Raw genomic sequence first — 24,464 nt, forward strand, 5'->3', positions numbered from 1 at the left:
TTCGATCTTCTTGTTATCGATAAAAAACATCTTGGAGTATCGGGTCAAGTTGTTTTTTATGGATAAAGGTCATGCTAGAAAGGACAAGACTTTCTCTGGAGGCCCCGATGAAAACCGACACCGTTTACAAGAAGGCGTTCAATCGCGTGGCCCACATGATGCGCGACGGGCAGTTGGCCGGTCAGCTTCCATCCGAGAACGAGCTGCGGCGGCGGGTGGGCGTCAGCCGCACGACGATACGCAAGGTGCTGGAAGAACTTGTCCACCGAGCCATGGTCAGCGAAGAGAACGGCATTCGGGCAGTTGGGCGACCGGCCAACGATGACGACTGCTACCCGGACGCGGAAACCACGCCCCGCGCGACGCATGTCGAACAGCAATTCATGGAGTGGATGCTGCGTGGCGACACCAGGCCCGGGACCAGCATCAACGAGCTTGACCTCGCCCGGCAATTTGGCGTCGCAACCAACGGCATCAGGGAATTCCTGATCCGTTTCAGCCGCTTCGGCCTGATCGAGAAGCGGCCGAATTCCGGGTGGCTTTTCAAAGGCTTCACGGAAGACTTCGCACTCGAACTGTTTGAAATCAGAGTGATGTTCGAGGTGCGGTCGGCGCGCCTGTTTTCACAGCAGCCCGACAGTTCTCCGCTGTGGGCGAAACTCGCCGCGCTCAAGTTATCGCACATTGAACTGCTCGAGCACATGGAAAGCCGCTTTCACGACTTCTCCAGGCTGGACAATCGCTTTCACCGGCTCATCAACGAGGCATCGCCGAACCGGTTCATCGATGACTTCTACGACATCATCACGTTCATTTTTCACTATCACTATCAGTGGAACAAGCAGGACGAAAAGCAGCGCAATCAGGCAGCCATCGTCGAACACATCGTTTTTATCGATGCGCTGGAAAGCCGCAATGCAACGCGGATCGAGATCGCCTGTCGCGCGCACCTCGACTCGGCAAGGGAAACGCTGACGCGTTCGCTGCTGGTATTTGATGAGATTCCGACAGGATAATAGCCCAACGTATCGCGACGCATTACTGCCCAGAGCTAAGGGCAGATGGCCGACGGCACACCTGAGTCTGAATGATCGAAGTTGTCGTGAAGCGATTGGCGCCGTGCGCAAAGAAGGTGGTTCAATCGAAGAAGCCTGTATCCTCTTCCTTGAGATACTTCCTGGCGCCTTCGGCGTCGATGTCGAGGCCCAGCCCCGGTGCTTCGAGCAGATCCACCATGCTGTCCTTCACGATCTGCTTGGGCAGGCCGATGACGATGTCGTTCCACCAGGGATCGGAGGCGCTGGGATATTCGAACGCCACGTAGTTGGCGGGCAAGGTGGCGCAGACATTGATCAGCGCGCCGAGGCCCAGCAGGCCGTTCGCGGTACCGTGCGGCGCCATCAGGATCGAGTGCATATAGGCGTGCTCGGCGACCCATTTGAGCTCGGCAATGCCGCCAATGTCGGCAGGATCGGGGCCGATGACGCGCACCGCCTGCGTCTCGATCAGCTCCTTGAAATTGTGCCTCAGGTAGATCTGCTCGCCGGTATGGATCGGCGTCGAGGTGGAGGTGGTCAGCTCCCGGTAGGCCTGCGGATTGACCCACGGCACGTAGTCGCCGGTCAGCATGTCCTCGAGCCACATCAAATTATACTTTTCGACCGCGCGCGCAAACTTGATCGCATCGGGCAGCATCCAGCCCGGGCCGCAGTCGAGCGCCAGGCTGACCTTGTCGCCCAGCACTTCCTTCATCGCGATCACGCAGTCGAGCATGTGGTTGAAACCGCGCTCGCTGATCACGCCCTGATCCATGGCACCGTGATAGCCGGCCTTCCTCTGCGTTACGCCGTAATGGAAGCCATCGACCGTGTCCTTCATGTTGGAATGGAACGAGATTCCTTGCTTGACCATGAAGAAATTCTGCGGCTGCTCCATCATCCATTTGACATCGGCGGCGTAATCCTCCGGCCGGTCGCCCGTGCGCTTCTGGCGGATCGAGCCGTTGTAGACGCGCACCTTGTCGCGCACCTTGCCGCCGAGCAGCTTGTAGGCCGGCACGCCCGCCGCCTTGCCGGCAATGTCCCACAGCGCATGTTCGATGGCGCTGACCGCCGCGCCATAGGGCTTGAAAGAGCCGCGTTGGCGGATCTTCAACATGACCCGCTCGACGTCGGTCGGATCCTCGCCGATCAGGGCCTCGCGGAAATGCAGCACCCAGGGTTTGAGATAAGGCTTGGTGTACTCGACCTCGCCAAGGCCGTAGAGACCTTCGTCGGTGACGATGCGGACGATGGGATGTTTGCCGATAACGGCGCACCGCAGGTCGGTGATCTTCATGGCGCAGTCCTATTTCACAGACGAGAAAGCTGTCGGCGTGAGCAGCTGGCTGCTGATATTGGCAATGATCTGCCCGTCGCGCTCAGACTCGTCCCGAGCCCTGTGCCATGCCGGATCGGTGACGAAAGCCGCCCATTTCGCCTCACGCTCGGCCAGCGATTCCCAGGCGAGGAAATAGGTGAGGCGATTGCTGTTTTCGCCGATTGCCGTGGTGAAAAACCCGGCTTGGCGGATGCCATGCCTCTCCCAGATGGCCAGCGTTTGGTCGGAAAAGCGCTTGAGCAAAGTCGGCAGCCTGCCCGGCAGGCAGTCATAGATACGCAGTTCGTAGATCATGGTTTCGTCCGTTTCTTTCTTCGCCTCTCCCTTGGGAGAGGTCGACACGAATGGTCGTCGTTGGCCCTGTGAGCCTGGGGGAATGAGGGCAAGGGGTCTGGGCTAACTCCAGGTCCGGTCCCAGCTATATTCATTGTCCCAATGCTCGGTGGATTGCCATATCCCCGTGACACCGGGCTGCAGATGCTGGCTGATCACCTCGTCGACCACATCGTCTATGCCCAGCCCCGGCTTGTCGGGCACGGTGATGAAGCCGTCCTTGACAAGCGGCTTGGGCAGGCCGGTGACGATATCGTCCCACCAGCCGACATCGGCGGAGTGGTATTCGAGCGCCATGAAGTTCTCGGTCGCGGTGGCGACATGCGCGGCGGCCATCGCGGCGATCGGACTTTCGGCCATATGGATCGCCATGGCGACACCGTGATCCTGCGCCATATCGCCGATCTTCTTGGTCTCGAGAATGCCCCCACTGGTGAGCAGGTCGGGGTGGATGACAGAGAGGCCGCCGCTCTTGAGCAGCGGCTCGAAGCCTTCCTTGAGGTAGATGTCCTCGCCGGTGCAGATCGGCACCGTGGTAGCCTGCTGCAATTGCCGGTACTGCTCGGTGTATTGCCAGGGGATCACATCCTCCAGCCAGGCCGGAGCGTATTTCTCGATACGGCGCGACAGGCGTATGCCATCCTGCAGCGAGATGTGGCCGACATGGTCGATGGCAAGCGGGATCTCGTATCCGATGACCTCGCGAACCTCGTGGATATACTGCTCGAGCAGGTCTATCCCCTTTTCGGTGAAATGCAGGCCTGTGAACGGGTGCTGCACGTTCTGCGCGTCATAAGCGAGATTGCGGGCCTTTCGCTCCTCGAACGAGCCACCGCGGCCGCGCGGGTTGCCGTGAAACCCTTCGAGCGCGCCGGCGGGTGCGACCACGGCGCCCGGGACATGGGCGATCTGCATCAAGCCCAGGTCCATCTTCAAGAAGGTGAAGCCGCGGCCCATGCGTTCCTCGAGGCGCTTGCCGGTTTCGGTGCCGCTGGGTTTCTCGGCGTCGGTATCGCAATAGACGCGCACGTGATCGCGAAACTTACCGCCCAGCATCTGGTAGATCGGCACGCCATAGGCCTTGCCGGCTAGGTCCCACAGGGCGATTTCGACCGCCGAGACGCCGCCGCCCTGCCGGCCGTGCCCGCCGAACTGCTTGATCCGGCGAAACAGGCGGTCGATGTCGCAGGGGTTCTCGCCAAGCAGCCGGCTCTTCAACATCAGCGCGTAGGTGGCGCTGGCGCCGTCGCGCACCTCGCCAAGCCCGACGATGCCCTGGTTGGTATAGATCTTGAGCAGCGCCGAGGTGAACGGCGCACCGACGATCTCGGCCACCCGCATGTCGGTGATGCGAAGCTCGGACGGCTTCGAATTGGTGTTGACCCGGTTGAGGGCCTCGTCGGCTCCATCCGTCCTTGGCATAACTTATCCTCGTTCTGGTCGGCGGGCCTGTCGCCCCGCATGCTGCCGATGGCGCTAGCCCAGTTCGATCTCATGGGCTTGCAAATAATCGCGGTTCATCTCGATGCCGAGACCCGGCCTCGACGAAAGCTTGAGGCTGCCGTTCGAAACGTCGAGCGGCTTGTCGATGAGATGATTGTACTTACCCAAATTCCACTCCGACGTTTCGAGCTTGTAGAAGTTCGGAACGGTCATCATCACCTGCGCTCCCGCAACCACATTGATCGGCCCCGCGGCATCATGGGGCGAGACCGGGATGTAGTAGGCTTCGCACAGGGCGGAAATCTTCTTGAGTTCGGTAATGCCGCCGGTCCAGGTGACGTCGGGCATGATGTAGTCGGCGAGCTTGTTCTCGAGCACCGGCACGAAATCCCACTTCGTGTGGCCGCGCTCGCCCCACGAGATGGCGGCACTGACCTTCTCGCGCACCTGCTTGAGGGCGTTAAGGCTCTCGGGCGGACAAGGCTCCTCGAACCAGTCGATCTGGCCGGCTTCCTCGAGGCTGCGACAGAGGCGAATGGCGGTCGGAACGTCGAAGCGGCCATGCGCATCGATGAGAATGTCGACATCCGGCCCCGCCGTTTCGCGGATCAGAGCCGTGAGTTCGGCAGCCTCGCGCTCGTCCTTGCGGGTCATGCTGCCATCGAGGTAGCCGTCCCGCTGTTCGCGCGACACGCCGCCGGCACCGCGACCCTGGTGAGGGAAAGGATCGAACTTGAGAGCAGTGTGTCCGGATTCGACGATGTCCAGGATTTCGCGGGCCACAGCATCCTTGCTGGTGAATTTAGCCTGGTTGGGATGGGTGTAGAGCGCGATTTCATCCCGGACTGGCCCGCCCAAGAGTTCGTAGACCGGCTTGCCGAGAGCTTTGCCCCTGAGATCCCAGAGGGCTATGTCGATCGCGCTCACGCATTCGACCGCGGCGCCGCGGCTACCCATATAGGTGAAGCTGCGGAAGATCTTGTGCCATAGATACTCGATACGCGCCGGATCCTCGCCCGTCACCGCGGCTCCGATCTGTCGAAGGATCGTGCAGAGGGCACGGTTGGCGAGCTTGGTGGTGGTGGTGATCTCTCCCCAGCCGCTCACCCCCTCGTCCGTCGTCACCTCGACGAACAGGAATTCTCCCCAATAGGAAGTATCGGACTTGATCAGCCACGGCCGAACGCTCGTGATTTTCATTTCAACTACCTTTGTCCGTAATCCTAGACTTGATCCCTCGTCCTATCCGGCCCGAGCGGCGTTGCGCGCACGCATCTGTTCGAGAACATGCCGGCCGGAACCCTCGACATGGCGGGAAATGAGTTCGGCTGCCTTGTCTGCCTCTCCCGCCTTGATGAGCGCAATGAGTTCGTGGTGCTCGCGAATGATCGCGGCACGCCGCGCGAGCGTAAAATTGAAGCGTCGGCTCACCGCTCGCAGCACTTCGCGATGCTTCCACCAGAGCTCGGCTGCATGGCGGTTATAGTGCCGCTGGTACATCACGGTGTGGAAGGCTGTATCCAGTTCGCTGTGCCTGAACGTGTCGGCGAAGTTGTTCTCTTCGATCAGGCCTTGGATACGTTCCAGTTCGGCGATGTCCTCGCCGGTAGCCATACCCACGAACCATCGCGTCAAGGCTGGTTCGATCAGAACACCGATTTCGTAGATGTCGCGAACAAAATCCTGATCGATGGGCCTTACACGCGCCCCGCGATTGGGCGAGAAGATGACGAACCCCTCGCCGCGCAACAGTTGCAGGGCCTCCCGCACGGGATTGGTCGAAGTGCCGTGGCGGCGGGCGAGATCGGTGACAACAAGCCGTTCGTTGGCGGCGAGCCGTCCCTCGATGATGTCTTCCCTTATCAGTTCATAAAGCGAGGCACCCTCGCTGGAGGCTCCGATGGCGTCGATCCCCGCAGGTGGCTTCGCTTTGAAATCGCTTGTTTCGGCCAAGGCCGGCTCCCCCAAATTAATACACAGTCTGTCCGATATCACGCATGGTTCCCACAAACAATGTACGATCTGGCGCGTTGACAGGGAATTCATGATCTGAAAACGTACTAACTGATCGAGGGGGTACATTATACCGAAAGAACCATCCTCGCGATCGCAGGGCGGAGAACCAGGGAGGATACCTATGACGAGGATCATGCTCGGCAGTGCGGTCCTGCGCGGCACTGTCGTCGGAGTTTTGGCGGCATCGCTTATGTCCACGTCGGCGCTGGGTGCGCCGCCGGTCGACCTGAGCAAATGGTCGCCCGAATATGTGCGCTCCATCGCCGGAACACAGGATTTCGACACGGCCGGCGATTGCGCCAAGATCACCCCGCTCGATTACAAGGGGCGACTGACTTTCTGGTATCAGGGCGTGTTCGAGGGCGACCCCGACCTCCTGCGCCAGTACTACAAGGATTTCTTCGAGACTTTCCGCAAGACCTATCCGAACATCCAGCTCGAGGAACAGGCACTCACCTATAACGACCTTCTCGACAAATTCCGCACGGCACTCCTGGGCAATGCCGCGCCGATGGCGGTGCGCCTGCAAATCCTGGGCGGTACCGAATTCGCCTCGAAGGGCTACCTGCAGCCGCTCAAACCCGAGGATGTCGGCTATTCGACCGAGGATTTCTGGCCCGGCGCCATGAAGGCCGTGACCTGGGATGGGGTGACCTACGGCATACCGACCAACAACGAGACGATGGCGTTCATCTGGAATGCCGACATCTTCAAGCGTGCGGGCCTCGATCCGGACAAGGCTCCGGCAACCTGGGACGACGTCGTCAAATACTCCAAGCAGATCCACGACAAGCTCGGCATTGCCGGTTACGGCCTCGTGGCTCGCAAGAATGCCGGCAATACGCCCTATCGCTTCATGCCGCAGTTGTGGGCCTATGGCGGCGGCGTCTTCGACGAAGCCACCGCGAATCCGACTTACAAGGAAGTGGAGCTCGACAGCCCGCAGAGCAAGGCGGCGCTGCAAGCCTCATACGACATGTATGTTCGCGACAAGTCTGTTCCGGTTTCGGCACTTACCAACCAGCAGGCCGACAACCAGCCTCTGTTCGTCGCCGGCCAGTTGGGCATGATGATCTCGCACCCGTCCGACTACAACGTCATGCTCGACCTCCAGGCCAAGGCGACCGGAACCGACAAGGACAAGGCGCAGACCGTTATCGACAACATGCGCTACGGCCTGATCCCGACCGGCCCCGACGGCAAGCGCGCCGTCGTGTTCGGCGGCTCGAACATTCACATCCTGAAGCCCGAATACGTAGAGGGCGGCAAGGTGGACGAGCCGGCGGCGAAGGCGATCATCTGCATGTGGACGAGCCCTGAATGGTCGCTGAAGATGGCCTATGCCGGCTCGAACCCGGGCAACCTCAACGGCTTCAAGACCAAGTGGATGAAGGAACGTCTGAACAACATCAAGTTCCTCGATGTCACGACCTCGATGCTGCCGTATGGCATCCCGTTCCCGGCGCTGCCGGAGTCCCCCGAGATCATGAACATCATCGTCCCGGACATGCTGCAGAATGCCCTGACCGGAGCGATGACCGTCGATCAGGCAGCGGACGACGCGGCCAAGAAGGTGAAAGACCTGATGGGCGGACTCTAGTCCGGACCTGACCTCCGATCTGGCCGGCTGCGCCGAGAGCGCAGCCGGTTCATTCCGAAGAACAAGGGCACGCCACAGTGACGATCGTGACCGGCAAGGCCGAGGCTCGCCGAAAATTGCAACCCGGCAGGTCCGGCGCGTTGCGGAACGTCTGGGAGCATCGCGCCGACTATGCATACGTGCTCCCGGCGATCGCCGTGATGCTCATCGTCATCGCCTATCCGATCTACTACACGATCGAGTTGTCGTTCTATAAGACGCCGCCTGGTCTGCAGCTCCGCGACAAGACATTCATCGGCTTCGAAAACTACACCACCATCCTCACCAGTGAGGTGTTCTGGAAGGTAACCTGGAACACCCTGATCTGGACATTCGGATCCACCTTCATCTCTTTTGTCCTGGGGTTTGCCACGGCGCTGGCGCTCCACCGCGACTTTGTCGGCCGCAGTGTCCTGCGTGCCATCCTGATCATTCCTTGGGTGATCAGCGCCGTCGCCGCCTCCTATATCTGGAAGTGGATCTACCATTCGGATTTCGGCATCATCGGCGCGGTGCTGGTGGGCTTCGGACTGACCGACCGGCCGCCGAACTTCATCGACAACGTCAGCACCGTGCTGCCCTCCCTGATCGTCGTCAATATCTGGCGCGAGTTCCCGTTTGCCATGATCATGATGATGGCCGGCCTGCAGACTGTCCCCGACCAGTTGTTGCGCGCCGCCAAAGTCGACGGGGCCAACGCATGGCAACGCTTCTGGCACGTCACCTTCCCGCACTTGCGCAACGTCTCGGTGGTGACGATCCTGCTGCTGGCGGTAGCCAACTTCAATTCCTTCATCATCCCCTGGATCATGACCGGAGGCGGGCCGTCAAACGCATCGCATATCTGGATAACCCACATTTACGAGCTCGCCTTCGGCCGCCAGCGCTGGGGCGTGGCATCCGCCTATTCGGTGCTCCTATTCCTCATCCTGATGGCGCTGGGCTATTTCTACGTCCGTGCGCTGAACGGCAATGAGCGGAAAGAGGGGAGCGCATGAGCACGATCGCCGAGACAGCCTCTCGAGGCCGGACCCGTCGCCGCATGCGCGTCGACGGATGGCGGTGGGCCGGGCGCATCTTCCTGTTGTTCATGCTGCTCTACACCGCGGTGCCGATGCTCTGGATGCTGGTCACCTCGATCAAGTCCGGCTTCGCGGCGACGCAATTCCCGCCGCAATGGTGGCCGGACGAGCCTACGCTTGCCAGCTACCAGAAGCTGCTCGATCCGCAGAACAGTGTCGGCCAGGACTTCCTGCGTTTCTTCTGGAACAGCCTGTTCGTGTCGAGCGCCACGACAATCCTTTCGGTGATCGTGGCCGTCCCCGCGGCCTATGCGTTTTCGCGCTTCACTTTCCCGGGCCGGAACTTCCTGTTCTTCGCCGTGCTGCTGCGCAACATGTTCCCGGCGGTGATCTTTCTCGTGCCGCTCTTCATCCTGATGCGCGCGATCGGGCTGGTGAACACGCATGGCTCGCTGATCCTGACCTACCTCACCTTCGGCCTGCCCCTGGCGATCTGGCTGCTTAAGGGCTTCTACGACAATATCCCGGTGCAGCTCGAGCAGGCGGCGCGCATCGACGGGGCAACGCGGTTTCAGGCCTTCATCATGATCGTGATGCCGCTCTCGACGCCGGGGATCATCGCCACTGCGATCTATTCCTTCATCGGCGCGTGGAACGAATACATCTACGCCTACACCTTCCTCTCCAAGAACGACCAGCTGACGCTGCCGGTCGGCATCCAGCGCTTTTTCTCGGAAAATACGACTGACTTTCCGGGCCTGATGGCGGCGAGCTTCATGATGAGCGTGCCCGTCGTGGTGCTGTTCCTCGTCCTGCAACGATACTTCGTACGCGCCCTGACAGAAGGCGCGGTCAAGCATTAGGGAGTTGCCGATGGCCCACGTGGTCCTCAAAGATCTCGTCAAGACCTACGGTAACTTCAAGGCCGTCAACGACGTTTCGCTGACGGTCAGCGACGGCGAGTTCGTTGCGCTCGTCGGCCCTTCAGGCTGCGGCAAGACAACCACGCTCAATCTCGTCGCGGGGCTGACCCCGATCACCTCGGGCGACATCGTCATCGGGGACCGGGTGGTCAACGATCTCGACCCCAAGGACAGGGACATCGCAATGGTGTTCCAGAACTACGCGCTCTATCCGCAAAAGTCGGTCTATATGAATCTCGCTTTCCCGCTGCAGATGCGCAGACTGCCCAGGGACGAGATCGACAAGAAGGTCAAAGAAGCGGCGCGCGTGCTCGACATGACACACCTGCTCGAGCGCAAGCCGCGTGAACTTTCGGGCGGCCAGCAGCAGCGCGTCGCCCTGGGCCGCGCGCTCGTGCGCGACCCAGCGGTGTTCCTCATGGACGAGCCGCTCTCCAACCTCGACGCCAAACTGCGCGTGCAGATGCGGTCGGAGATCAAGCGCTTCCACCAGGATCTGAAGGCGACGATCATCTACGTGACGCACGACCAGCTCGAAGCCGTGACGATGGCCGACAAGATGGCGGTGATGAACGGTGGCTTCCTGCAGCAATACGATTCACCGGCGCAGGTCTTTGCCCATCCGGTGAACATGTTCGTCGCCAGCTTCATCGGCAGCCCGGCGATGAGCCTCATTCCGCTGGAGGCGTCCTCCGCGAACGGCGGAACCGTGTTGACCAGCGCGGAGGGTTGGAGCCTCGGGCTCTCGCCGCGCAACGTCCAGAAGGTCACGAAGGCAACGACCAAGAAAGTCGTACTCGGCGCACGTCACTCGACGATCAAACTGCACAAGAGTGCGGTGCCGGGCAGCATCCCGGCCAAGGTCTACACGGTGGAGCCAACCGGAGACGTCACCTTCGTGCAGGCGTTCCTGTCCGGCGCCATCGTCAACGTCAGCGTGCCGCCGAACATTGCCGTCGCGCCCGACGAGCGGATCTGGCTCGAGTTCGACCAGGAGCGGATGCATCTGTTCGACGGCGAAACCGAAATGGCCCTCGAGGCCGACTGAGACAGGGCGGAATGCTTGTGGGACATGGATGACTGCGAAGCTTAAGATCACCGCGATCAAGCCCTATCCGGTGTGGGTGGGAACGCGCAACCAGATGCTGGTCAAGGTCGAGACCGACCACGGCATCTTCGGCTGGGGCGAGAGCGGCCTGAGCGGACGCGAGAAGGCCGTGGCCGGCGCGGTCGAGCACTATCGCGAGTTTCTGGTCGGCCGCGACCCCATGCAGATCGGGCGGATCTGGCAGGAGGTTTATCGCAGCCAGTATTTCGAAGGCGGGCGCGTTCTGCAGGCGGCGATATCCGCCATCGACATCGCCCTTCACGACATCAAGGGCAAGGCGCTGGGGGTGCCGGTCTACGAGCTGCTGGGCGGCAAGCAACGGGACCGGATCCCCACCTTCGCCTCGACCGGAGACGAGGCCGAGGGCGATGTTGCCATCGAGCGGGCCCGCGAACTGCGCGCCCAGGGCTGGCAGGCAATCCGCTTTTTCCCCGTCGGGCAAAACAGCAGGGACATCTTCGAGCCCCGCGAGTCGATCGGCGCTACAGCGACTATGCTGAACAAGGCGCGCGGGGCGCTGGGCGACGATGTCGTCCTCGGCATCGACTATCATCATCGGCTGTCGGTGGCGGAGGCGGCGAGCTTCTGCAACAAGCTCGACCGCGGCGTGCTCGATTTCCTCGAGGAGCCGATACGCGACGAGACGCCGGACGCCTACGAGTCCCTGCGCACCATGACCGACATCCCCTTTGCCATCGGCGAGGAATTTGCAAGCAAGTGGCAGTTCCTGCCTTATATCGAGCGCGGCATCCACCAGTTCAACCGGCTCGATATCTGCAATGTCGGCGGGTTCACCGAAGCGATGAAAGTCGCCGGCTGGAGCGAGGCGCACTATGTGGACCTGATGCCACACAATCCGCTTGGTCCAGTATGCACGGCCGCGACCGTGCATCTGGCCGCCGCGGTACCCAATTTTTCGTGGCTGGAGACAAGGGCGCCCGAAGCAAAGCTTGGCTTCGACAATTCCGAATTCTTCCCGGTGCAACCACGGCTCGACGGCCCCGATTATCTCGTCACCGATCTGCCGGGGCTCGGCGTCGAGGTCAACGAAGAGGCGGTCCGCGCCCAGAGCTTCCGTTTCTGGGAAGCGCCCCACCTCAAGCGCCGCGATGGTTCTGTCACGAACTGGTAGTTCCCTTTCAATCGGAGTCCACAATGACGCATACTTCCGACATCACGCGGCCGCCCAAGGATCTGATCGACGCGCTAAGGGAGATCGGCGCCGCGACGGTCGCCGGCACGCTTGGCCATATGGGCTTCCGCAATCCGCACATGGTCGGTCCGGTGGCGCAGAACCACGGCAAGTCGATCGTCGGGCCGGCGCTGACGCTGCAGTTCATGCCGCAGCGGCCGGACCTCTTCACCGAGGGCGAATATGCCGACCCGGAGACGCAATTGCACCGGCATGTGCTCTACCACGCGCAGGAAGGCGACGTGGTCGTGGTCGACGCGCGCGGCGACATGAGCTCGGGCGTCTTCGGCGATATGATGTCGACGTATTTCAAGGGCAGAGGCGGCGCGGGTATCGTCATCGACGGGTGCATGCGCGACCGGCCCAATGTCGAAAAGCTCGATCTGGCGCTATGGCTGCGCGGCTGGACGCCCAACTACCATGTGCAAACCAGCATCTATCCCAATGCCGTCAACGTTCCGATTGCCTGCGGCGGTGTCACGGTGATCCCCGGCGACATCATCGTCGCCGACGATGACGGGGTGGTCGTGCTGCCCGTCGCAATGGCCGCAAAGGTGATCGATGAATCACAGAAGCATCACGACTGGGAGGAATTTTCGCGCATGAAGCTCATGGAGGGCGGGTCGTTGCAACGCTATTATCCGCTGCACCCAAGTGCCAACGAAGAGTATGAGGCTTGGCGAAAGGCCAACCCCAAATTTCAATAGACGGACGAGAGCATGGAATGTTTCTCGAATTGTCCATTGCCTTGTCAGGCACGGATTCTTTCGACGCAAGAACCCTGCGGTCGCCGATAGCTTTGGCGCGTGAGGTCAGCCATCGTGCCGATCTTCTCGGTGAAACTCGAGGAGGAAAAAGCTAACCCATATCAAGTTGCGTGGGTTGGCAGACAGCTCCATCAATGCCGGCGCCGTCGGCCAACAAATTCTCGCACCAAGCTGATCGTGTCACCGATACCGTGCCTGGTTCCATTTATGGCCAAGCAGCGAAAGGATGATGATCAGCCCGTTGAAGAACTGGACGTAGAAGCCGCTCAGGCCAGCCGCCACGACGCCGGTCTGGATGAACGACACCGTGACCGCGCCGATCGCGCCGCCGGCCACTGTGCCGATACCGCCCCAGGTCGGCGTGCCGCCGACGAACACCGAGGCCAGCACCGGCAAGAGATAGCCGTCGCCTGCCGTCGGCCACCAGGTGAAGTTGATCATCACCGAGAAGGTGCCGGCGATCGCGGCCCCGATGCCGACGAAGACGAATACTTTCACCCGCACGCGCTTGACGTCGATGCCCATCTGCTGGGCACTGTCGGGATTGTCGCCGACCACCTTGACCTGCGCACCGAAGCGGTGGCGGTTGTAGAGCAGCGCCGAAAGGACGACGAAGGCGATGGCCCAGAATATCTGCACTGGGACGCCCAGGATCTGGCTGGAAAAGATCCTGTAGGCCCAGCTGTCGGCAAGGCTGGTCAGCGACGTCGATCTGCCCTCATTGATGATCTGGATCAGTCCACGCAGCAGGAAATTCATGCCAAGCGTGGCGATCAGCGACGACAGCCCGCCATAGACCACCAGCGACCCGACGAGGAAACCGAGCAGCGTGCCGGTGACCAGCGCTGCCGCAATGCCGAGGAACGGATCGTAGCCGGCCTGCACCACCAGCGCGAAGACCCAGGAGGCAAAACCCATCGTCGCGGGAAACGACAGGTCGATCTCGCCGCAGGTGACGACGAAGACCAGCGGCACGACCACGAACAGCGCCACGGGAAGCGTGGTGAGCACGGCGCTGTAGAGATACCAGGTTGTGAAGACCGTCGGGTTGGCGATCATGAACACCGCCATCATGACGATGAACACGCCGAGCGTGCCAAGCGACGCGCGGTTGTCAAGGATGAAGCCGCGCATCCAGTGATCGGACGGGTGCTTCCACTCGTTCTGGGAACTGCCTTGGCGGGAAGTGCCGGCCGACGGCTCGTGCAGATCGGGCTCCATGGTCTTGCTCATCGTGCTCTCTGCTCCGCGTCGCCGGTGTCGTGCAACCCGGCCAACCCACCCGGATGTGCGACGTCTTCCATGAAATTGATGAGATCTTCGGCCGACTTGACCTCGCTCCGGTCGGCTGTGAGCGCGACCTTGCCGCGATCCAGCACCACGAAGCGATCGGCGATGTCGAAGACATGATGGATGTTGTGGCCGATGAACAGGATCGAGCGGCCGCTCGCCCGCACCTGGCGCACGAAATGGAAGACCTTGGCGGTCTCGGTCAGAGACAGCGCCGTCGTCGGCTCGTCGAGGACGATCAGTTCCGCCTGCTTGTAGATGGCGCGCGCGATCGCCACGCCCTGGCGTTCGCCGCCCGACAACTGGCCGACGATCGAGTGCGGCGTGAATACTTTCGAGGTGAAGCCTATCTCGCGCATCAGCCGACTCGCCTCCTCGATTTCCTTGCCGACCTTCAGCCAGCCGAGAAAACCGGTGAGTTCGCGGCCCATGAAGATGTTGCGCACGATCGTCTGCTGCACCGCCAGCGCCCGGTCCTGGAACACCGTTTCGATGCCGGCCTCGCGCGAACGTGCCGCATTCCATCCGGTCACCGGCTTGCCGCGGATGAGTATCTCGCCGCTGGTCGGCTTGACCACGCCCGACAGGATCTTGATCAGCGTCGACTTGCCGGCGCCGTTGTCGCCGATGAGGCCGACCACCTCGCCGCGGTCGACGCTGAGATTGACCCCGCCAAGTGCGTAGACGTGGCCGTAGGACTTGGCGATATCGCGCAGTTCTATGAGACGTTCGGCCATCGGATCCTCGCTTGATTGTTACGCACCAGCGGTCCCGCCGGCCGGGGCCTGATCCCGGCCGACGGCTTGGGAGGTCAGCGCAGCGCCTGCTTGGCGAGTTCCGCGACGATCTCGTAATTCTCCGGCGTGACGAAGCCGGCGCCGGTGTCAACATTCATCGGCGCCAGACCCAGCACCACTTGCTGGCACAGGCTGAGGATCGGTAGATAGCCCTGCAGGAATGGCTGCTGGTCGGCCGTCAGCTGCACCCAGCCGCCCTTGAAGCCTTCGACAATCTGCGGGCTGGTGTCGAAACCGAAGTTGAAGATATCGCCAGGCTTGCGCCCTGCCGCCTGCATGTAGGTTGCGACATTGCCGAGCATCTGGCCGCCGGGATAGCCGACCGCCTTGATGTCCGGGTGATTGAGGAGCGCCGCCGTGATCACCGGAATGGCGAGGTTGGGGTCGGAAGCCCATTCGCCGCTCGGCGGCGAGGACAGCTGGATGACCTCGACCCCCGCTTCCTTCAGCGCCGCCACCGTGCCGCGCTCGCGCGCGCCCCGGTTCTCGTTCTCGAACGGGCCGATCATGATTGCCTTGTCGCCGGCCTTGAGCTTGCCGAGCTTGAACGCTTCGGCGCCGAGCGCGCGGCCCTGCTGTTCCTGCTGCGCGCCGACATAGCCGCCACCGAACGCGGCCGTCACCTTCGGCACCGGGACGTTCTGGTACATCATCTTGATGCCGTCCTTATGCGCCTCTTCGGCGAGCGGCATGATCGCGGCGTCGCCCGGATGGCCCATCATGGCGATGCCCTGAGGCTTGACCGCGACCGCTTCGCGCAATTGTTGCACCATCTTCTCCGCGTCCCATTGGGAGAAGATGTAGTCGACCTTGGGCCCGAGATCGGCCGCGGCCTGCTTGGCGCCATTGTAGACGATGGTGCCGAAGGCGTCGCCCTCGGCACCGCCGACGAAGAAGCGGATGTGAACGTCCTTGCACCATTGGGCGTCGAGCGCCTGCGCCGGCAAGGTGGAGATTGCGGCGGTAAGCGCCGTGGCCGCCGCCACGACGGTCGTGCGCAGAAGTGTCGTTCTGATCGCGATGCTCATGCACGTTCCTCCCATTGTTTCCCTCGTCAGCCGAGGGGGCCTTTGAACGATTGCTTTGGCAGTACCACTTGCGGCCGGCTCCTCCCGCCGACCGATCCTCACGCCGGATTTGGCAGGTAGCTCGCACCTCCCCGGCATAGCTTGAGATACTCCAGCGCCCGCGCCTGCCCCGTGATCTCGAGGTCACCGCGATAGACCGGATCGTGCCAGCCTTCGATGTCGATGGCGCCCTTGTACCCGGCCAGCCGCAATTCGCTGATCACCCGCGTCCAGTCGCTGTCGCCGAAGCCCGGTGTGCGCATCTGCACGAACGGCAGCCGGCCGAACACCCCGTGCTCGCGAATGACGTCCCAGCGCACCGTCGCGTCCTTGCCGTGGACGTGGAAGATGCGCGGTGCCCATTTGCGGATCTGCGGCATCGGATCGATCAGATACACGAGCTGGTGGCAGGGCTCCCATTCGAGGCCGAGATTGTCGTCAGGCAACTCGTTGAACATCAGCTCCCAGGCATCCGGATTGTGGGCGATGTTCCAGTCTCCGGCAGCCCAGTTGCCGTCCATCGCACAGTTCTCGAAGGCGATGCGAACGCCCTTGTCGGCGGCGCGCCTGGCCAGCGGCCCCCACACCTCCCGAAAGCGCGGCAGGCTGTCTGTCAGCGGCTTGCCGCGGAGCCGGCCGGTAAAGCCGCAGACCATCGAGGCGCCGAACAAATGCGCATTGTCGATGACCGTCTCCCAAGCCTGGAGTACGCCACGGTCGATATCGCCGCCCTCCAGCGGATTGCCGAACACGCCGAGCGAGGACACCGTGACATCGGCGTCGCCGATCGCCTCGTGGATCTGGCCGGCCAGCCGGGGCAGGTCCTTGCCACCCAGCGTCTGCCAGAAGAAGGGCTGAATGCTCTCGAAGCCGAGCGGCAGGATTGCCTTGATGTAGGCGGCCGGGTCGTCGAGGTTGGCCCGCACCATAGTGCCGATCCTGATGTCGAGAAGCGGGTTTGGCATCATCGTGCTTCCTTTGCGATCATCACGCGACGTCCGGTTTCGGCGCTCTCGATGGCGCCAAAGACCATGGCCAGGCTCTTGATGTTGTCGGCGCCGCGCGTTTCCGGCTCGGTGCCGGTCTCGATGGCATGCATGAAATCCCTGATGATGCCGAGATGGCCGTCGACGCGGTCGGCGGGATCGAGCGCCGGCACCTCGATTGGCTGGATTTTGTCGAACATGCCGTCGCGGCCCGGCACCACCACTTCCGCCTTCAACCCGTCATGGCCGTCCCAGATCAGGCTGCCGCGCTCGGCGACGATGCGCCAGCTGCCCTCCCAACTGGTGCGGAAGCCGGCCGCGCACCAGCTGCCCGCATAGGTGAAGACCTTGCCGCCGCCGAGATCGAAGACCGCGCTGGCCGACGAGCCCTGTCGGTACCAGGAATTGGCCGGTTCCCATTCCTGGCAATGGACGCCGGCCGGTTCGCCATTGACCATGTAGCGGGCGGCGTCGAATGTGTGGATCGCCATGTCGAGCAGCAGCACATGCGCCATCTCCTCGCGAAAACCGCCGAAATGCGGTGCGACGAAAAAGTCGGCGTGGATGCTGGTCGCGGCACCGACGGCGCCGGAGTCCAGAAACCTCCGGATGCGTCTGACATTGGCGACGTAGCGGCGGTTTTGGACGACGGCATGGATGCGCCCGGCCTGGCGGGCGGCCTCGACGATGGCGCGGGCATTCTCCGGGCTATCGGCGAGCGGCTTTTCCGTCAGCAGATGGCAATGATGGGCAAAGGCGGAAAACGCAACGTCGCGCCGGGCGGCGGGAACCACCACATCGAACACCGCTTGCGGTCGGGTCTGGTCGAGCACGGCGTCGAGACTGGTGCCGATGACGGCACCACCAAGGTCGTATTCGCGAGCCCTGGCCTTCGCCCTGTCGGCATCGAGATCGACAAGGCCGACAATGGCGAGCCCATCGATCTGCCGCGCGGCATCGAGCCAAGCCTTGCTCATCGCTCCGCAGCCGACCAGGACGGCGTCGATCATCCAGCACTCCTCCCTCTCGGCCCCTCCAGGCCGATCGTCCCGGCGTTCACGGCATTACCGTAAACGTTTTTCCGTAAACGTTTACGAGAACACACCCGAAGGCGTAGAATGTCAATCGGCAGCCCACGAAAATCGTCGTTGCGCCTTGGCCCGGGCGGCCACCGGTGCTAGCCAAGCATGGGGAGAAACAGTCACTTGGCGTCCAGCATTCACGACCTTGCCCGTCACCTGAACATTTCGATCGGCACGGTATCGCGGGCGCTGAACGGTCGCGCCGACGTCAATGCCGACACGCGCCAGCGCGTGCTCGAGGCGGCCAGGGCTCTCAACTATTCGCCGAACCAGTCCGGCCGCAGTCTCAGGCAAGGCGCCACTCGTTCGATCGCCTTCATGCTGCAGCCGCATCCGGGCGACCAGGAATATGGCGAGCCGTTCTTCATTCCGTTCCTGACCGGGTTGCAAGGCCGGCTCGCCGAAAGCGGGCTTGACCTGATCGTGGTGATGGGCGCGCCGGGCGACTATCAGCAGGAGCGCCTGCGGCGTGTCGTCGAGACGCGTCGTGCCGACGCGGTGGTGCTGGCCTGGACGCGGCGCGAGGACGAACGCATCGACTATCTCACCCAGGCCGGCTTCCCCTTCGCCACGCTCGGTCGCAGCCGCTCCGGCGACAAGACCTATCCCTCGCTCGATCTCGATTTCGAAAAAGCAGGCGCCGACGCGGTCGACCGGCTGGTGGGGCGCGGCCATCGCCGCATCGCCGCCATCCGCCCATCGCTCGATCTCAATTTCGGCTATCTGTTCGTCGACGGCTATCGCAAGGCCTTGCGCAGGCATGGCATCGCCGTCGATCCCGGTCTGATCGCCGACGGCTTCATCAACGAGGCCGGGGGCTACGAAGTGACACCGCGGGTGATGCGCTGCAAGGACCCGCCGACCGCCATCATCTTCAACAATGACGCCATGGCGCTTGGCGGCTGCAAGGCGCTGGCCGAGATGGGCATCAAGCCTGGTCACGACATGGCGGTGACCGTCATCGTCGACACGCCGCTCTGCCGCTATTTCTCGCCGGCGCTGACTGCTTTCCGCCCGGCGCTGCAGCCGATGGGACGGCGGCTCGCCGAAATGCTGCTGGCGTCGCTTCCTGCCTTCGCCGGCGCGGAGGGCCCGCGCATCATGCGCGAGGTCTGGCCGCTGGAGCTAATTGCGCGCGATAGCGATTGATCATACTGATCCCGGTGCAGATCGAGGCCGCGGGCGATGACCGGCTTCACGTCATCACCTTTGATCATGAAGGAGCGGGCGGCTCGGATCTCACTGCCTATGGTCCGGCGCGATATGCGACCCTCGGTGCCGAATTCACTCACGCTCATTCTTTGGAACGAGGCAGCCAGCGAGGCATGGTAGCAAGTAAGGCGACGTCCTTCCCACCGGCGATCTCGGCCAGCAAGTTCGCCGACAACCGTTGGGCCAAGCCGGCTCGCGAAATCTATCCAGGACCGCTCTTTCGCCCGCTTTGAGGTCTCGTTGCCAGCGAGCTAGACTGCTCGCATGACCTTCAGGCTTGTCTTCCTTGGCACCTCGGCCAGCGTGCCCTCGGCCGAGCGCAACCACCCGGCGCTGCTCATTGAAGCCGGCAGTCAACGGGTGCTGGTCGATTGCGGGGAAGGCACCCAGCGTCAGCTTCTGAGCAGCGGCGCCGGATTCAGGCGACTTGATCGCCTGCTCCTCACGCACGCGCATTTCGACCATGTGCTCGGGATTCCAGGCTTGTTCTCGACGCTTCGGCTCCGGCAGAGCGAGGACCTTGTGACCATTCATGGCAGCGCCGACACTCTCGACGTCGTCGCCCGCATGCTCGCTGGCCTTTGGGGTGAGGGACGCGCGCCGATCCCGCTGCAACTCGTGCCGCTTGTCCCCGGACGCGTGTTCGAGGTGGATGAGTTCACGGTCGACTGCTTTCAAGTTCGCCATCGCGACACCGACAGCTACGGCTTCATCTTCGAGACGCCGGCACGTCGTCACCTCCGTCCGGACCGCTTGGTGGCTCTGGGCGTGCCAGACGGTCCGATCCGGAAGGACTTGGCCGAAGGCCGCTCAATTTCTCTCCCCGACGGCAGAATGATTGCACCCGAAGCCGTCCTCGGACCACCCGAAGCTGGCAAGAAACTGATCATTGTAGGCGACGTCGAAACCACCGATGGATTGGCCGACCAGGTGAGCGGCGCCGACCTGCTGGTCATCGAAGCCACATTCCTCGAACGAGATGCAACGATGGCGCGCAACTACGGACATCTGACAGCTGCGGAGGCAGCTTCGCTGGCAGCGACCAGCGATGTAAAGCAGCTCGTTCTTACCCACATCTCCGGCCGCTATCGCGACGAAGAACTTCTCGCGGAAGCCGTCCGGACATTTACGAACAGCCTTGTCGCGACGGATTTCACCACCCTCATCGTCTAGTCGCGCGACATGGACAGCCCTGCGAGAAGCGGAGCGTATGCGGCGAGCCTGCGGGATACGAATTCCGTGAGGAGCCGCACGCGCTTCGTCTTGCGTGTCTCCCCCTGCGTGAGAAGCCAGAGCGTTCCATACATGTGCAGGTCGGTGCCCGGCACCCTCGCCAGCAGGGGGTCGGCATCTCCGACGAAGCACGGCAGTGTCGTGATCCCGAGCCCTTGCCGTACCGCAACGATCTGCGCCGCGCTGTCCGTGGTCCTGAACGGAACCCCCGTGGTGCGAACCTCACCCTCGCGGGCCCAATCCGGAATTCCATGAATGCTTATGACGATCCACCGGATGGGGTCCCGCGCCCCCGCTCGCCACGCAGCCAGTAGATCGCGGGACATGTAGACGCCGCCGAACAGCTCCGGTCCTTTCAGGCCGTGAAGATTGAGCGGCAGGGTTTTGCGGTCGTAGACGACGCGGATCGCCACGTCGGCCTCTCGATTGGTCAGATTTGCCAGTTCGCCGGCCGACAAGATTTCCATCTCGATGTCCGGATGCAGACGCGCGAAATCGGCGAAATCCGGCATCAGCAGGTGTGTCGCGAGGGGCGGTGCCAGCGTCACCCGCAGAAGCCCGCGCACGCTCTCGTCGCGCCCGAAGACGCGCGTCTCCAGCAAGTGCGACGACGCTTCCATCTGGTCCGCGAACTCGAGGACCTCCTCGCCCGCAGCCGTCAGGCGGTAGCCCGAAGGCAGCTTTTCGAACATCTGCGCCCCGAGGCGTTCCTCAAGTTGGGCGACGCGTCGCAGCACGGTCGAGTGGTTCACACCGAGGCGCTCGGCGGCGGCCCGCACCGAGCCTCCACGCGAGACGGCAAGAAAGTGGCGAATGTCATCCCAGTCGATCATGGTGCAATCCCGCACCGCGTGGTGCGCTTTCCAAAGTCCGTATCGAACGCATCGTACAGCAGTACGGCCGCCATCAAAGCTTAGATCGACGAGCGCGACCCAATTCCGAACGACTGATACCGATCGTCGCGGCCGGCGTCAGTCGCCCAGCCGGATCGATTTTGCACCACCGATGTGCGCGCTTCCGCACTCAACAACTGACGCCGGCGGACCCATTTCGAGGTTCTCGGAGGCAGATGCTGTCCGACATCACAAAAGGAGAAGTCATGGGAAAGCTAGACGGTAAAGTTGCAGTCGTCACGGGCGGATCGAGCGGCATGGCGCTGGCGAGCGCCAAGCGGTTCGTCGAAGAAGGCGCCTACGTTTTCATCACGGGCCGGAGGCAGGAGGCGCTGGACGAGGCCATCAGGCTGATTGGCCGGAACGTGACCGGCGTGCGCGGCGATGCCGCCAATCTCGACGACCTCGACCGCCTGTTCGACACGGTCAAGCGGGAAAAAGGCAAGATCGACGTCCTGTATGCGAGCGCCGGCACGGGCGAAGCCGTCCCACTGGGCGAGATTACCGAGCAGCATTTCGATGCGACCTTCGGCCTGAATACGCGCGGCACGCTGTTCACGGTTCAGAAGGCGTTGCCGCTGTTCAACGATGGCGGATCGATCTTCATGACCGGATCAGTGGCTTCGCTGAAAGGTTTTCCTGGTTACAGCGTGTATGCGGCGAGCAAGGCGGCGTTGCACGCATTCGCACGCGGGTGGCTCAACGAACTGAAGAGCAGAAATATCCGGGTGAACGTGCTGCACCCGGGGCCGATCGCCACACCGATGCAGGACCAAGTTCTCACCGAGGAGGCGAAGCGGATGTTCGAATCCCTGATCCCGCGGGGAAGGATGGGGCGTCCCGAGGAAATTGCGGCGGCCGCGCTGTTTTTGGCTTCAGACGATTCGAGCTTCGTGAATGGGCTGGAGTTGTCTGTCGACGGAGGATTCTCGGCGATCTGAAATCGCGCCGGATCGCGGGAAGCGGCTGATCGGCGGGAACAGACAACCCGGTGCCGTTGAGAGCCGGGGAACCAATATCAACATGGATCGGAGAAGTATCATGAGCTATGCGATTGTAGGATTCGGTAAGATTGGCCAGGCCCTCGCCCACGCCTTCGCCCGTAAAAACATCGAGGTGGCCGTCGCGAGCCGCCGGCCGCCCGAGGCGTTGGCGCCGCAGGCTGGGGCGATTGGACCCACGGTCGTCGCCAAGTCGCTGCGGGACGCGCTCGAGGCCGACACGATCATCTTGGCGGTCCCGTTCGGCGAGCATCGCGAGGTTGCGAAGGCCCTGCCGAGTTGGAAAGGCAAGACGGTCATCGACGCGATGAACGCGTTAGTCCCCCCTGAGGAGTTGGACGGTCTCCCGTCCTCCGCCTTCGTCGCGAAGGCGTTCACCGGCGCCAAGTTCGTGAAAGGCTTCAATCACCTGATTGCGGCCACTTTGGCTGCCGATCCGATCGTCGAAGGCGGGCACCGGGTCGTCTTTCTGTCGAGCGACGACGAGGACGCGATCGTTCCCGTGGCGGCCTTGGCCAAACAACTCGGGTTCGCACCCGTCAAGCTGGGAAAGCTCAACGAGGGTGGCGCGCTGGTGCACGCACGCGGCCGCGTTTGGGGCCAGCTCATCTTCCAGGATTTGTTCAAGAAGGAGCAGTAATCGATGTACGACCGTGTGATTTGGCCCGAGAAGTACGATCCCAAAACGCCGGCCATCTATGCGCTCAATGACATCGACGCGAAGGCGCCCCCTCAAGTGGTATGGAGGCTGCTGGCCCACGCCGAGAACTGGTCGAGCTACTTTCCTGCCGAGGATCAGGTCAAGATCCTGACCGGTGAGCCGGAACTTGCGCTCGGAGCCAAATACAGCCGGGTGACGGTCGGATTCCCGATGAGTCTGGTCGTGACGGAATGCTAGCCCTTCCGCAGGCTTGCATGGGCGACGACCGTCGATGGCGACGAGACCGGCTCGAGCGCGTACCACGGCTGGGTCATCACTCCCACGAGCGATGGTTGTCATGTGCTGACCGAGGAGACACAGCAAGGCCCCCGGTTCCTCGAGGAACTCGGACGCAAGCATCCCGGTGCGCTCTACCGCTATCACCAGAAATGGGTCGAAAGCCTCGCCCGCGCGGCGGAGGCGGATGTCGCGAAAAAGGCAGGTTAGTGCATTTGTCCTGAAGCCTGGGCCGCACGGGCCAGGTTTCAAGGCTCTCGGTCGAGGGGAACGATGCGCTTCAGCGCATCGATCGCCTTAGCCGCTCACAACAACAACAGGAGATGAATGACATGAATATCAAACTCAAGGGCCGGACGGCGATCGTCACCGGGTCGACGGCAGGCATCGGCCGCGCCACCGCGGAGGGTTTAGCTCGCGCCGGGGCGTCGGTCGTCATTAATGGCCGTGGGAATGCCCGGGTCGACGAGGCGGTGCGGCAGATGCGCCAGTCTTTCCCGGACAGCGAGATCTCCGGCGTCGCCGCCGATCTGTCGACCGCGGAGGGCGCCGACACATTCTTCGCGCAGGCGCCCGACGCCGATATCCTCGTGAACAATGTGGGTACGGCTCACATCCGGGACTACAACGGCGTCGAGGACATCGCGAAGATCCCCGACGAGGACCGGCTTGGCCTGTTCCAGCTGAACGTGATGAGCGGCGTGCGCATGACGCGTCACTACGTGCCGCGCATGGTGGCGAAGGGCTGGGGCCGCGTCGTGTTCGTGAGCAGCGAGTCCGCGGTCAACATTCCCAAGGAGATGCTCGACTACGGCATGACCAAGACCGCGCAACTCGCGATCTCGCGCGGTCTTGCCGAGGCGGTCGCGGGCACGGGTGTCACCGTCAACGCCGTCCTGCCGGGACCTACCCGGTCTGAGATCCTGGGTGACTTTATGGCGAAGCAGGCTGGGCAAACGGAACCATGCAAGAGGAAGCCGAACAAGGCTTCTTGAGGACTATGCGTCCGACCACCCTCATCCAGCGTTTCGCGACCACCGACGAGGTCGCCAACATGATCGTCTATGTGTGCTCGGAGCAGGCCTCCGCAACCACTGGCGCGGCTCTGCGCGTGGATGGCGGCGTGATCCGCTTCGTCGCCTAA

The 24,464-nt window shown here is 62.4% G+C and carries 25 protein-coding genes and 1 pseudogene; 15 read left to right on the forward strand and 11 right to left on the reverse strand.

What is annotated here, in order from left to right:
* Nucleotides 1–107: 107 nt before the first annotated feature.
* The gene (locus LB536_RS01690) at nucleotides 108–1,016 is read left to right on the forward strand and encodes a GntR family transcriptional regulator (RefSeq protein WP_224589889.1); all 909 of its coding nucleotides are present in this window, start codon (nucleotides 108–110) and stop codon (nucleotides 1,014–1,016) included.
* A 121-nt stretch (nucleotides 1,017–1,137) separates the two neighbouring features.
* Here the strand turns inward: LB536_RS01690 and LB536_RS01695 are convergent, their stop codons facing one another.
* The 5 genes from LB536_RS01695 to LB536_RS01715 all read right to left on the reverse strand — a co-directional run bounded on the left by LB536_RS01695 (nucleotide 1,138) and on the right by LB536_RS01715 (nucleotide 6,108).
* Nucleotides 1,138–2,337 carry a mandelate racemase/muconate lactonizing enzyme family protein gene (locus LB536_RS01695; protein ID WP_224589890.1) on the reverse strand — a complete coding sequence of 400 codons (1,200 nt, stop codon included), beginning with the start codon at nucleotides 2,335–2,337 and terminating at the stop codon, nucleotides 1,138–1,140.
* A 9-nt stretch (nucleotides 2,338–2,346) separates the two neighbouring features.
* On the reverse strand, nucleotides 2,347–2,673 hold the full coding sequence (locus tag LB536_RS01700; protein WP_140505846.1) for an NIPSNAP family protein: 327 nt from the start codon (nucleotides 2,671–2,673) through the stop codon (nucleotides 2,347–2,349).
* Nucleotides 2,674–2,775: 102 nt separating this feature from the next.
* Nucleotides 2,776–4,134, reverse strand: a complete 1,359-nt coding sequence (locus tag LB536_RS01705; RefSeq protein WP_224589891.1) for a mandelate racemase/muconate lactonizing enzyme family protein — start codon at nucleotides 4,132–4,134, stop codon at nucleotides 2,776–2,778.
* 54 nt (nucleotides 4,135–4,188) lie between these two features.
* Nucleotides 4,189–5,355 (reverse strand): mandelate racemase/muconate lactonizing enzyme family protein, encoded by a 1,167-nt coding sequence (locus LB536_RS01710; protein WP_224589892.1) that lies wholly within the window; start codon nucleotides 5,353–5,355, stop codon nucleotides 4,189–4,191.
* 42 nt (nucleotides 5,356–5,397) lie between these two features.
* Nucleotides 5,398–6,108 carry a GntR family transcriptional regulator gene (locus LB536_RS01715; protein WP_224589893.1) on the reverse strand — a complete coding sequence of 237 codons (711 nt, stop codon included), beginning with the start codon at nucleotides 6,106–6,108 and terminating at the stop codon, nucleotides 5,398–5,400.
* Between the two features lie 184 nt (nucleotides 6,109–6,292).
* Between LB536_RS01715 and LB536_RS01720 the strand changes: the two genes are divergently transcribed.
* The 6 genes from LB536_RS01720 (at nucleotide 6,293) to LB536_RS01745 (ending at nucleotide 12,762) form a co-directional block, all read left to right on the forward strand.
* Nucleotides 6,293–7,771, forward strand: a complete 1,479-nt coding sequence (locus tag LB536_RS01720) for an ABC transporter substrate-binding protein (protein WP_140808156.1) — start codon at nucleotides 6,293–6,295, stop codon at nucleotides 7,769–7,771.
* A gap of 77 nt (nucleotides 7,772–7,848) precedes the next feature.
* Nucleotides 7,849–8,808 carry a carbohydrate ABC transporter permease gene (locus LB536_RS01725; RefSeq protein ID WP_224589894.1) on the forward strand — a complete coding sequence of 320 codons (960 nt, stop codon included), beginning with the start codon at nucleotides 7,849–7,851 and terminating at the stop codon, nucleotides 8,806–8,808.
* Nucleotides 8,805–9,695 (forward strand): carbohydrate ABC transporter permease, encoded by an 891-nt coding sequence (locus tag LB536_RS01730; RefSeq protein ID WP_224589895.1) that lies wholly within the window; start codon nucleotides 8,805–8,807, stop codon nucleotides 9,693–9,695. Before LB536_RS01725 ends, LB536_RS01730 begins: the two co-directional genes overlap by 4 nt.
* A 10-nt stretch (nucleotides 9,696–9,705) precedes the next feature.
* The gene (locus LB536_RS01735) at nucleotides 9,706–10,803 is read left to right on the forward strand and encodes an ABC transporter ATP-binding protein (RefSeq protein WP_224589896.1); all 1,098 of its coding nucleotides are present in this window, start codon (nucleotides 9,706–9,708) and stop codon (nucleotides 10,801–10,803) included.
* A 28-nt stretch (nucleotides 10,804–10,831) separates the two neighbouring features.
* Nucleotides 10,832–11,995, forward strand: a complete 1,164-nt coding sequence (locus tag LB536_RS01740; protein WP_224589897.1) for a mandelate racemase/muconate lactonizing enzyme family protein — start codon at nucleotides 10,832–10,834, stop codon at nucleotides 11,993–11,995.
* A gap of 23 nt (nucleotides 11,996–12,018) precedes the next feature.
* Nucleotides 12,019–12,762 (forward strand): ribonuclease activity regulator RraA, encoded by a 744-nt coding sequence (locus LB536_RS01745; protein ID WP_140808165.1) that lies wholly within the window; start codon nucleotides 12,019–12,021, stop codon nucleotides 12,760–12,762.
* A 240-nt stretch (nucleotides 12,763–13,002) separates the two neighbouring features.
* On the opposite strand, the gene LB536_RS01750 is transcribed toward LB536_RS01745, so the two are convergent.
* From LB536_RS01750 to LB536_RS01770, 5 genes are all read right to left on the reverse strand, one after another.
* Nucleotides 13,003–14,055 carry an ABC transporter permease gene (locus tag LB536_RS01750; RefSeq protein ID WP_224589898.1) on the reverse strand — a complete coding sequence of 351 codons (1,053 nt, stop codon included), beginning with the start codon at nucleotides 14,053–14,055 and terminating at the stop codon, nucleotides 13,003–13,005.
* The gene (locus LB536_RS01755; protein ID WP_127870434.1) at nucleotides 14,052–14,849 is read right to left on the reverse strand and encodes an ATP-binding cassette domain-containing protein; all 798 of its coding nucleotides are present in this window, start codon (nucleotides 14,847–14,849) and stop codon (nucleotides 14,052–14,054) included. The genes LB536_RS01750 and LB536_RS01755 overlap by 4 nt, the downstream gene beginning before the upstream one ends.
* Nucleotides 14,850–14,923: 74 nt before the next feature.
* Nucleotides 14,924–15,937, reverse strand: a complete 1,014-nt coding sequence (locus LB536_RS01760; RefSeq protein ID WP_140756981.1) for a substrate-binding domain-containing protein — start codon at nucleotides 15,935–15,937, stop codon at nucleotides 14,924–14,926.
* 98 nt (nucleotides 15,938–16,035) lie between these two features.
* Nucleotides 16,036–16,944 (reverse strand): sugar phosphate isomerase/epimerase family protein, encoded by a 909-nt coding sequence (locus LB536_RS01765; protein WP_140756979.1) that lies wholly within the window; start codon nucleotides 16,942–16,944, stop codon nucleotides 16,036–16,038.
* A complete protein-coding gene (locus LB536_RS01770) occupies nucleotides 16,941–17,972 on the reverse strand; it encodes a Gfo/Idh/MocA family protein (protein ID WP_224589899.1) in 1,032 nt (343 codons plus the stop codon). Before LB536_RS01770 ends, LB536_RS01765 begins: the two co-directional genes overlap by 4 nt.
* Nucleotides 17,973–18,167: 195 nt before the next feature.
* On the opposite strand from LB536_RS01770, the gene LB536_RS01775 reads away from it, so the two are divergent.
* From LB536_RS01775 to LB536_RS01785, 3 genes are read left to right on the forward strand one after another with little or no spacing between them, the layout of a single operon-like run.
* Nucleotides 18,168–19,193: a LacI family DNA-binding transcriptional regulator gene (locus LB536_RS01775; protein ID WP_224589900.1), complete on the forward strand. Its 1,026-nt coding sequence runs from the start codon at nucleotides 18,168–18,170 to the stop codon at nucleotides 19,191–19,193.
* On the forward strand, nucleotides 19,190–19,489 hold the full coding sequence (locus LB536_RS01780) for a hypothetical protein (RefSeq protein WP_224589901.1): 300 nt from the start codon (nucleotides 19,190–19,192) through the stop codon (nucleotides 19,487–19,489). The genes LB536_RS01775 and LB536_RS01780 overlap by 4 nt, the downstream gene beginning before the upstream one ends.
* Before the next feature lie 31 nt (nucleotides 19,490–19,520).
* Nucleotides 19,521–20,429, forward strand: coding sequence for an MBL fold metallo-hydrolase (locus LB536_RS01785; protein WP_224589902.1), 909 nt, complete (start codon nucleotides 19,521–19,523; stop codon nucleotides 20,427–20,429).
* Here LB536_RS01785 and LB536_RS01790 read toward each other — a convergent pair.
* Nucleotides 20,426–21,322: a LysR family transcriptional regulator gene (locus LB536_RS01790; protein ID WP_224589903.1), complete on the reverse strand. Its 897-nt coding sequence runs from the start codon at nucleotides 21,320–21,322 to the stop codon at nucleotides 20,426–20,428. The two genes, LB536_RS01785 and LB536_RS01790, sit on opposite strands and share 4 nt — an antisense overlap.
* Before the next feature lie 266 nt (nucleotides 21,323–21,588).
* Here LB536_RS01790 and LB536_RS01795 point away from each other — a divergent pair, with 266 nt between their 5' ends.
* The 5 genes and pseudogenes from LB536_RS01795 to LB536_RS01815 all read left to right on the forward strand — a co-directional run bounded on the left by LB536_RS01795 (nucleotide 21,589) and on the right by LB536_RS01815 (nucleotide 24,464).
* Nucleotides 21,589–22,323 carry an SDR family NAD(P)-dependent oxidoreductase gene (locus LB536_RS01795; protein ID WP_140808392.1) on the forward strand — a complete coding sequence of 245 codons (735 nt, stop codon included), beginning with the start codon at nucleotides 21,589–21,591 and terminating at the stop codon, nucleotides 22,321–22,323.
* A 100-nt stretch (nucleotides 22,324–22,423) separates the two neighbouring features.
* Nucleotides 22,424–23,023, forward strand: a complete 600-nt coding sequence (locus tag LB536_RS01800; RefSeq protein ID WP_140808175.1) for an NADPH-dependent F420 reductase — start codon at nucleotides 22,424–22,426, stop codon at nucleotides 23,021–23,023.
* Between the two features lie 3 nt (nucleotides 23,024–23,026).
* Nucleotides 23,027–23,281 carry an SRPBCC family protein gene (locus LB536_RS01805; RefSeq protein WP_224589904.1) on the forward strand — a complete coding sequence of 85 codons (255 nt, stop codon included), beginning with the start codon at nucleotides 23,027–23,029 and terminating at the stop codon, nucleotides 23,279–23,281.
* A 102-nt stretch (nucleotides 23,282–23,383) separates the two neighbouring features.
* Entirely contained in the window at nucleotides 23,384–23,530 is a 147-nt protein-coding gene (locus LB536_RS01810) for a hypothetical protein (protein WP_224589905.1), read from the forward strand.
* 122 nt (nucleotides 23,531–23,652) lie between these two features.
* Nucleotides 23,653–24,464 (forward strand): annotated as a pseudogene (locus LB536_RS01815) (SDR family NAD(P)-dependent oxidoreductase).

Origin of the sequence: Mesorhizobium sp. ES1-3 (assembly GCF_020164795.1) — a bacterium.
Classification (GTDB): domain Bacteria; phylum Pseudomonadota; class Alphaproteobacteria; order Rhizobiales; family Rhizobiaceae; genus Mesorhizobium.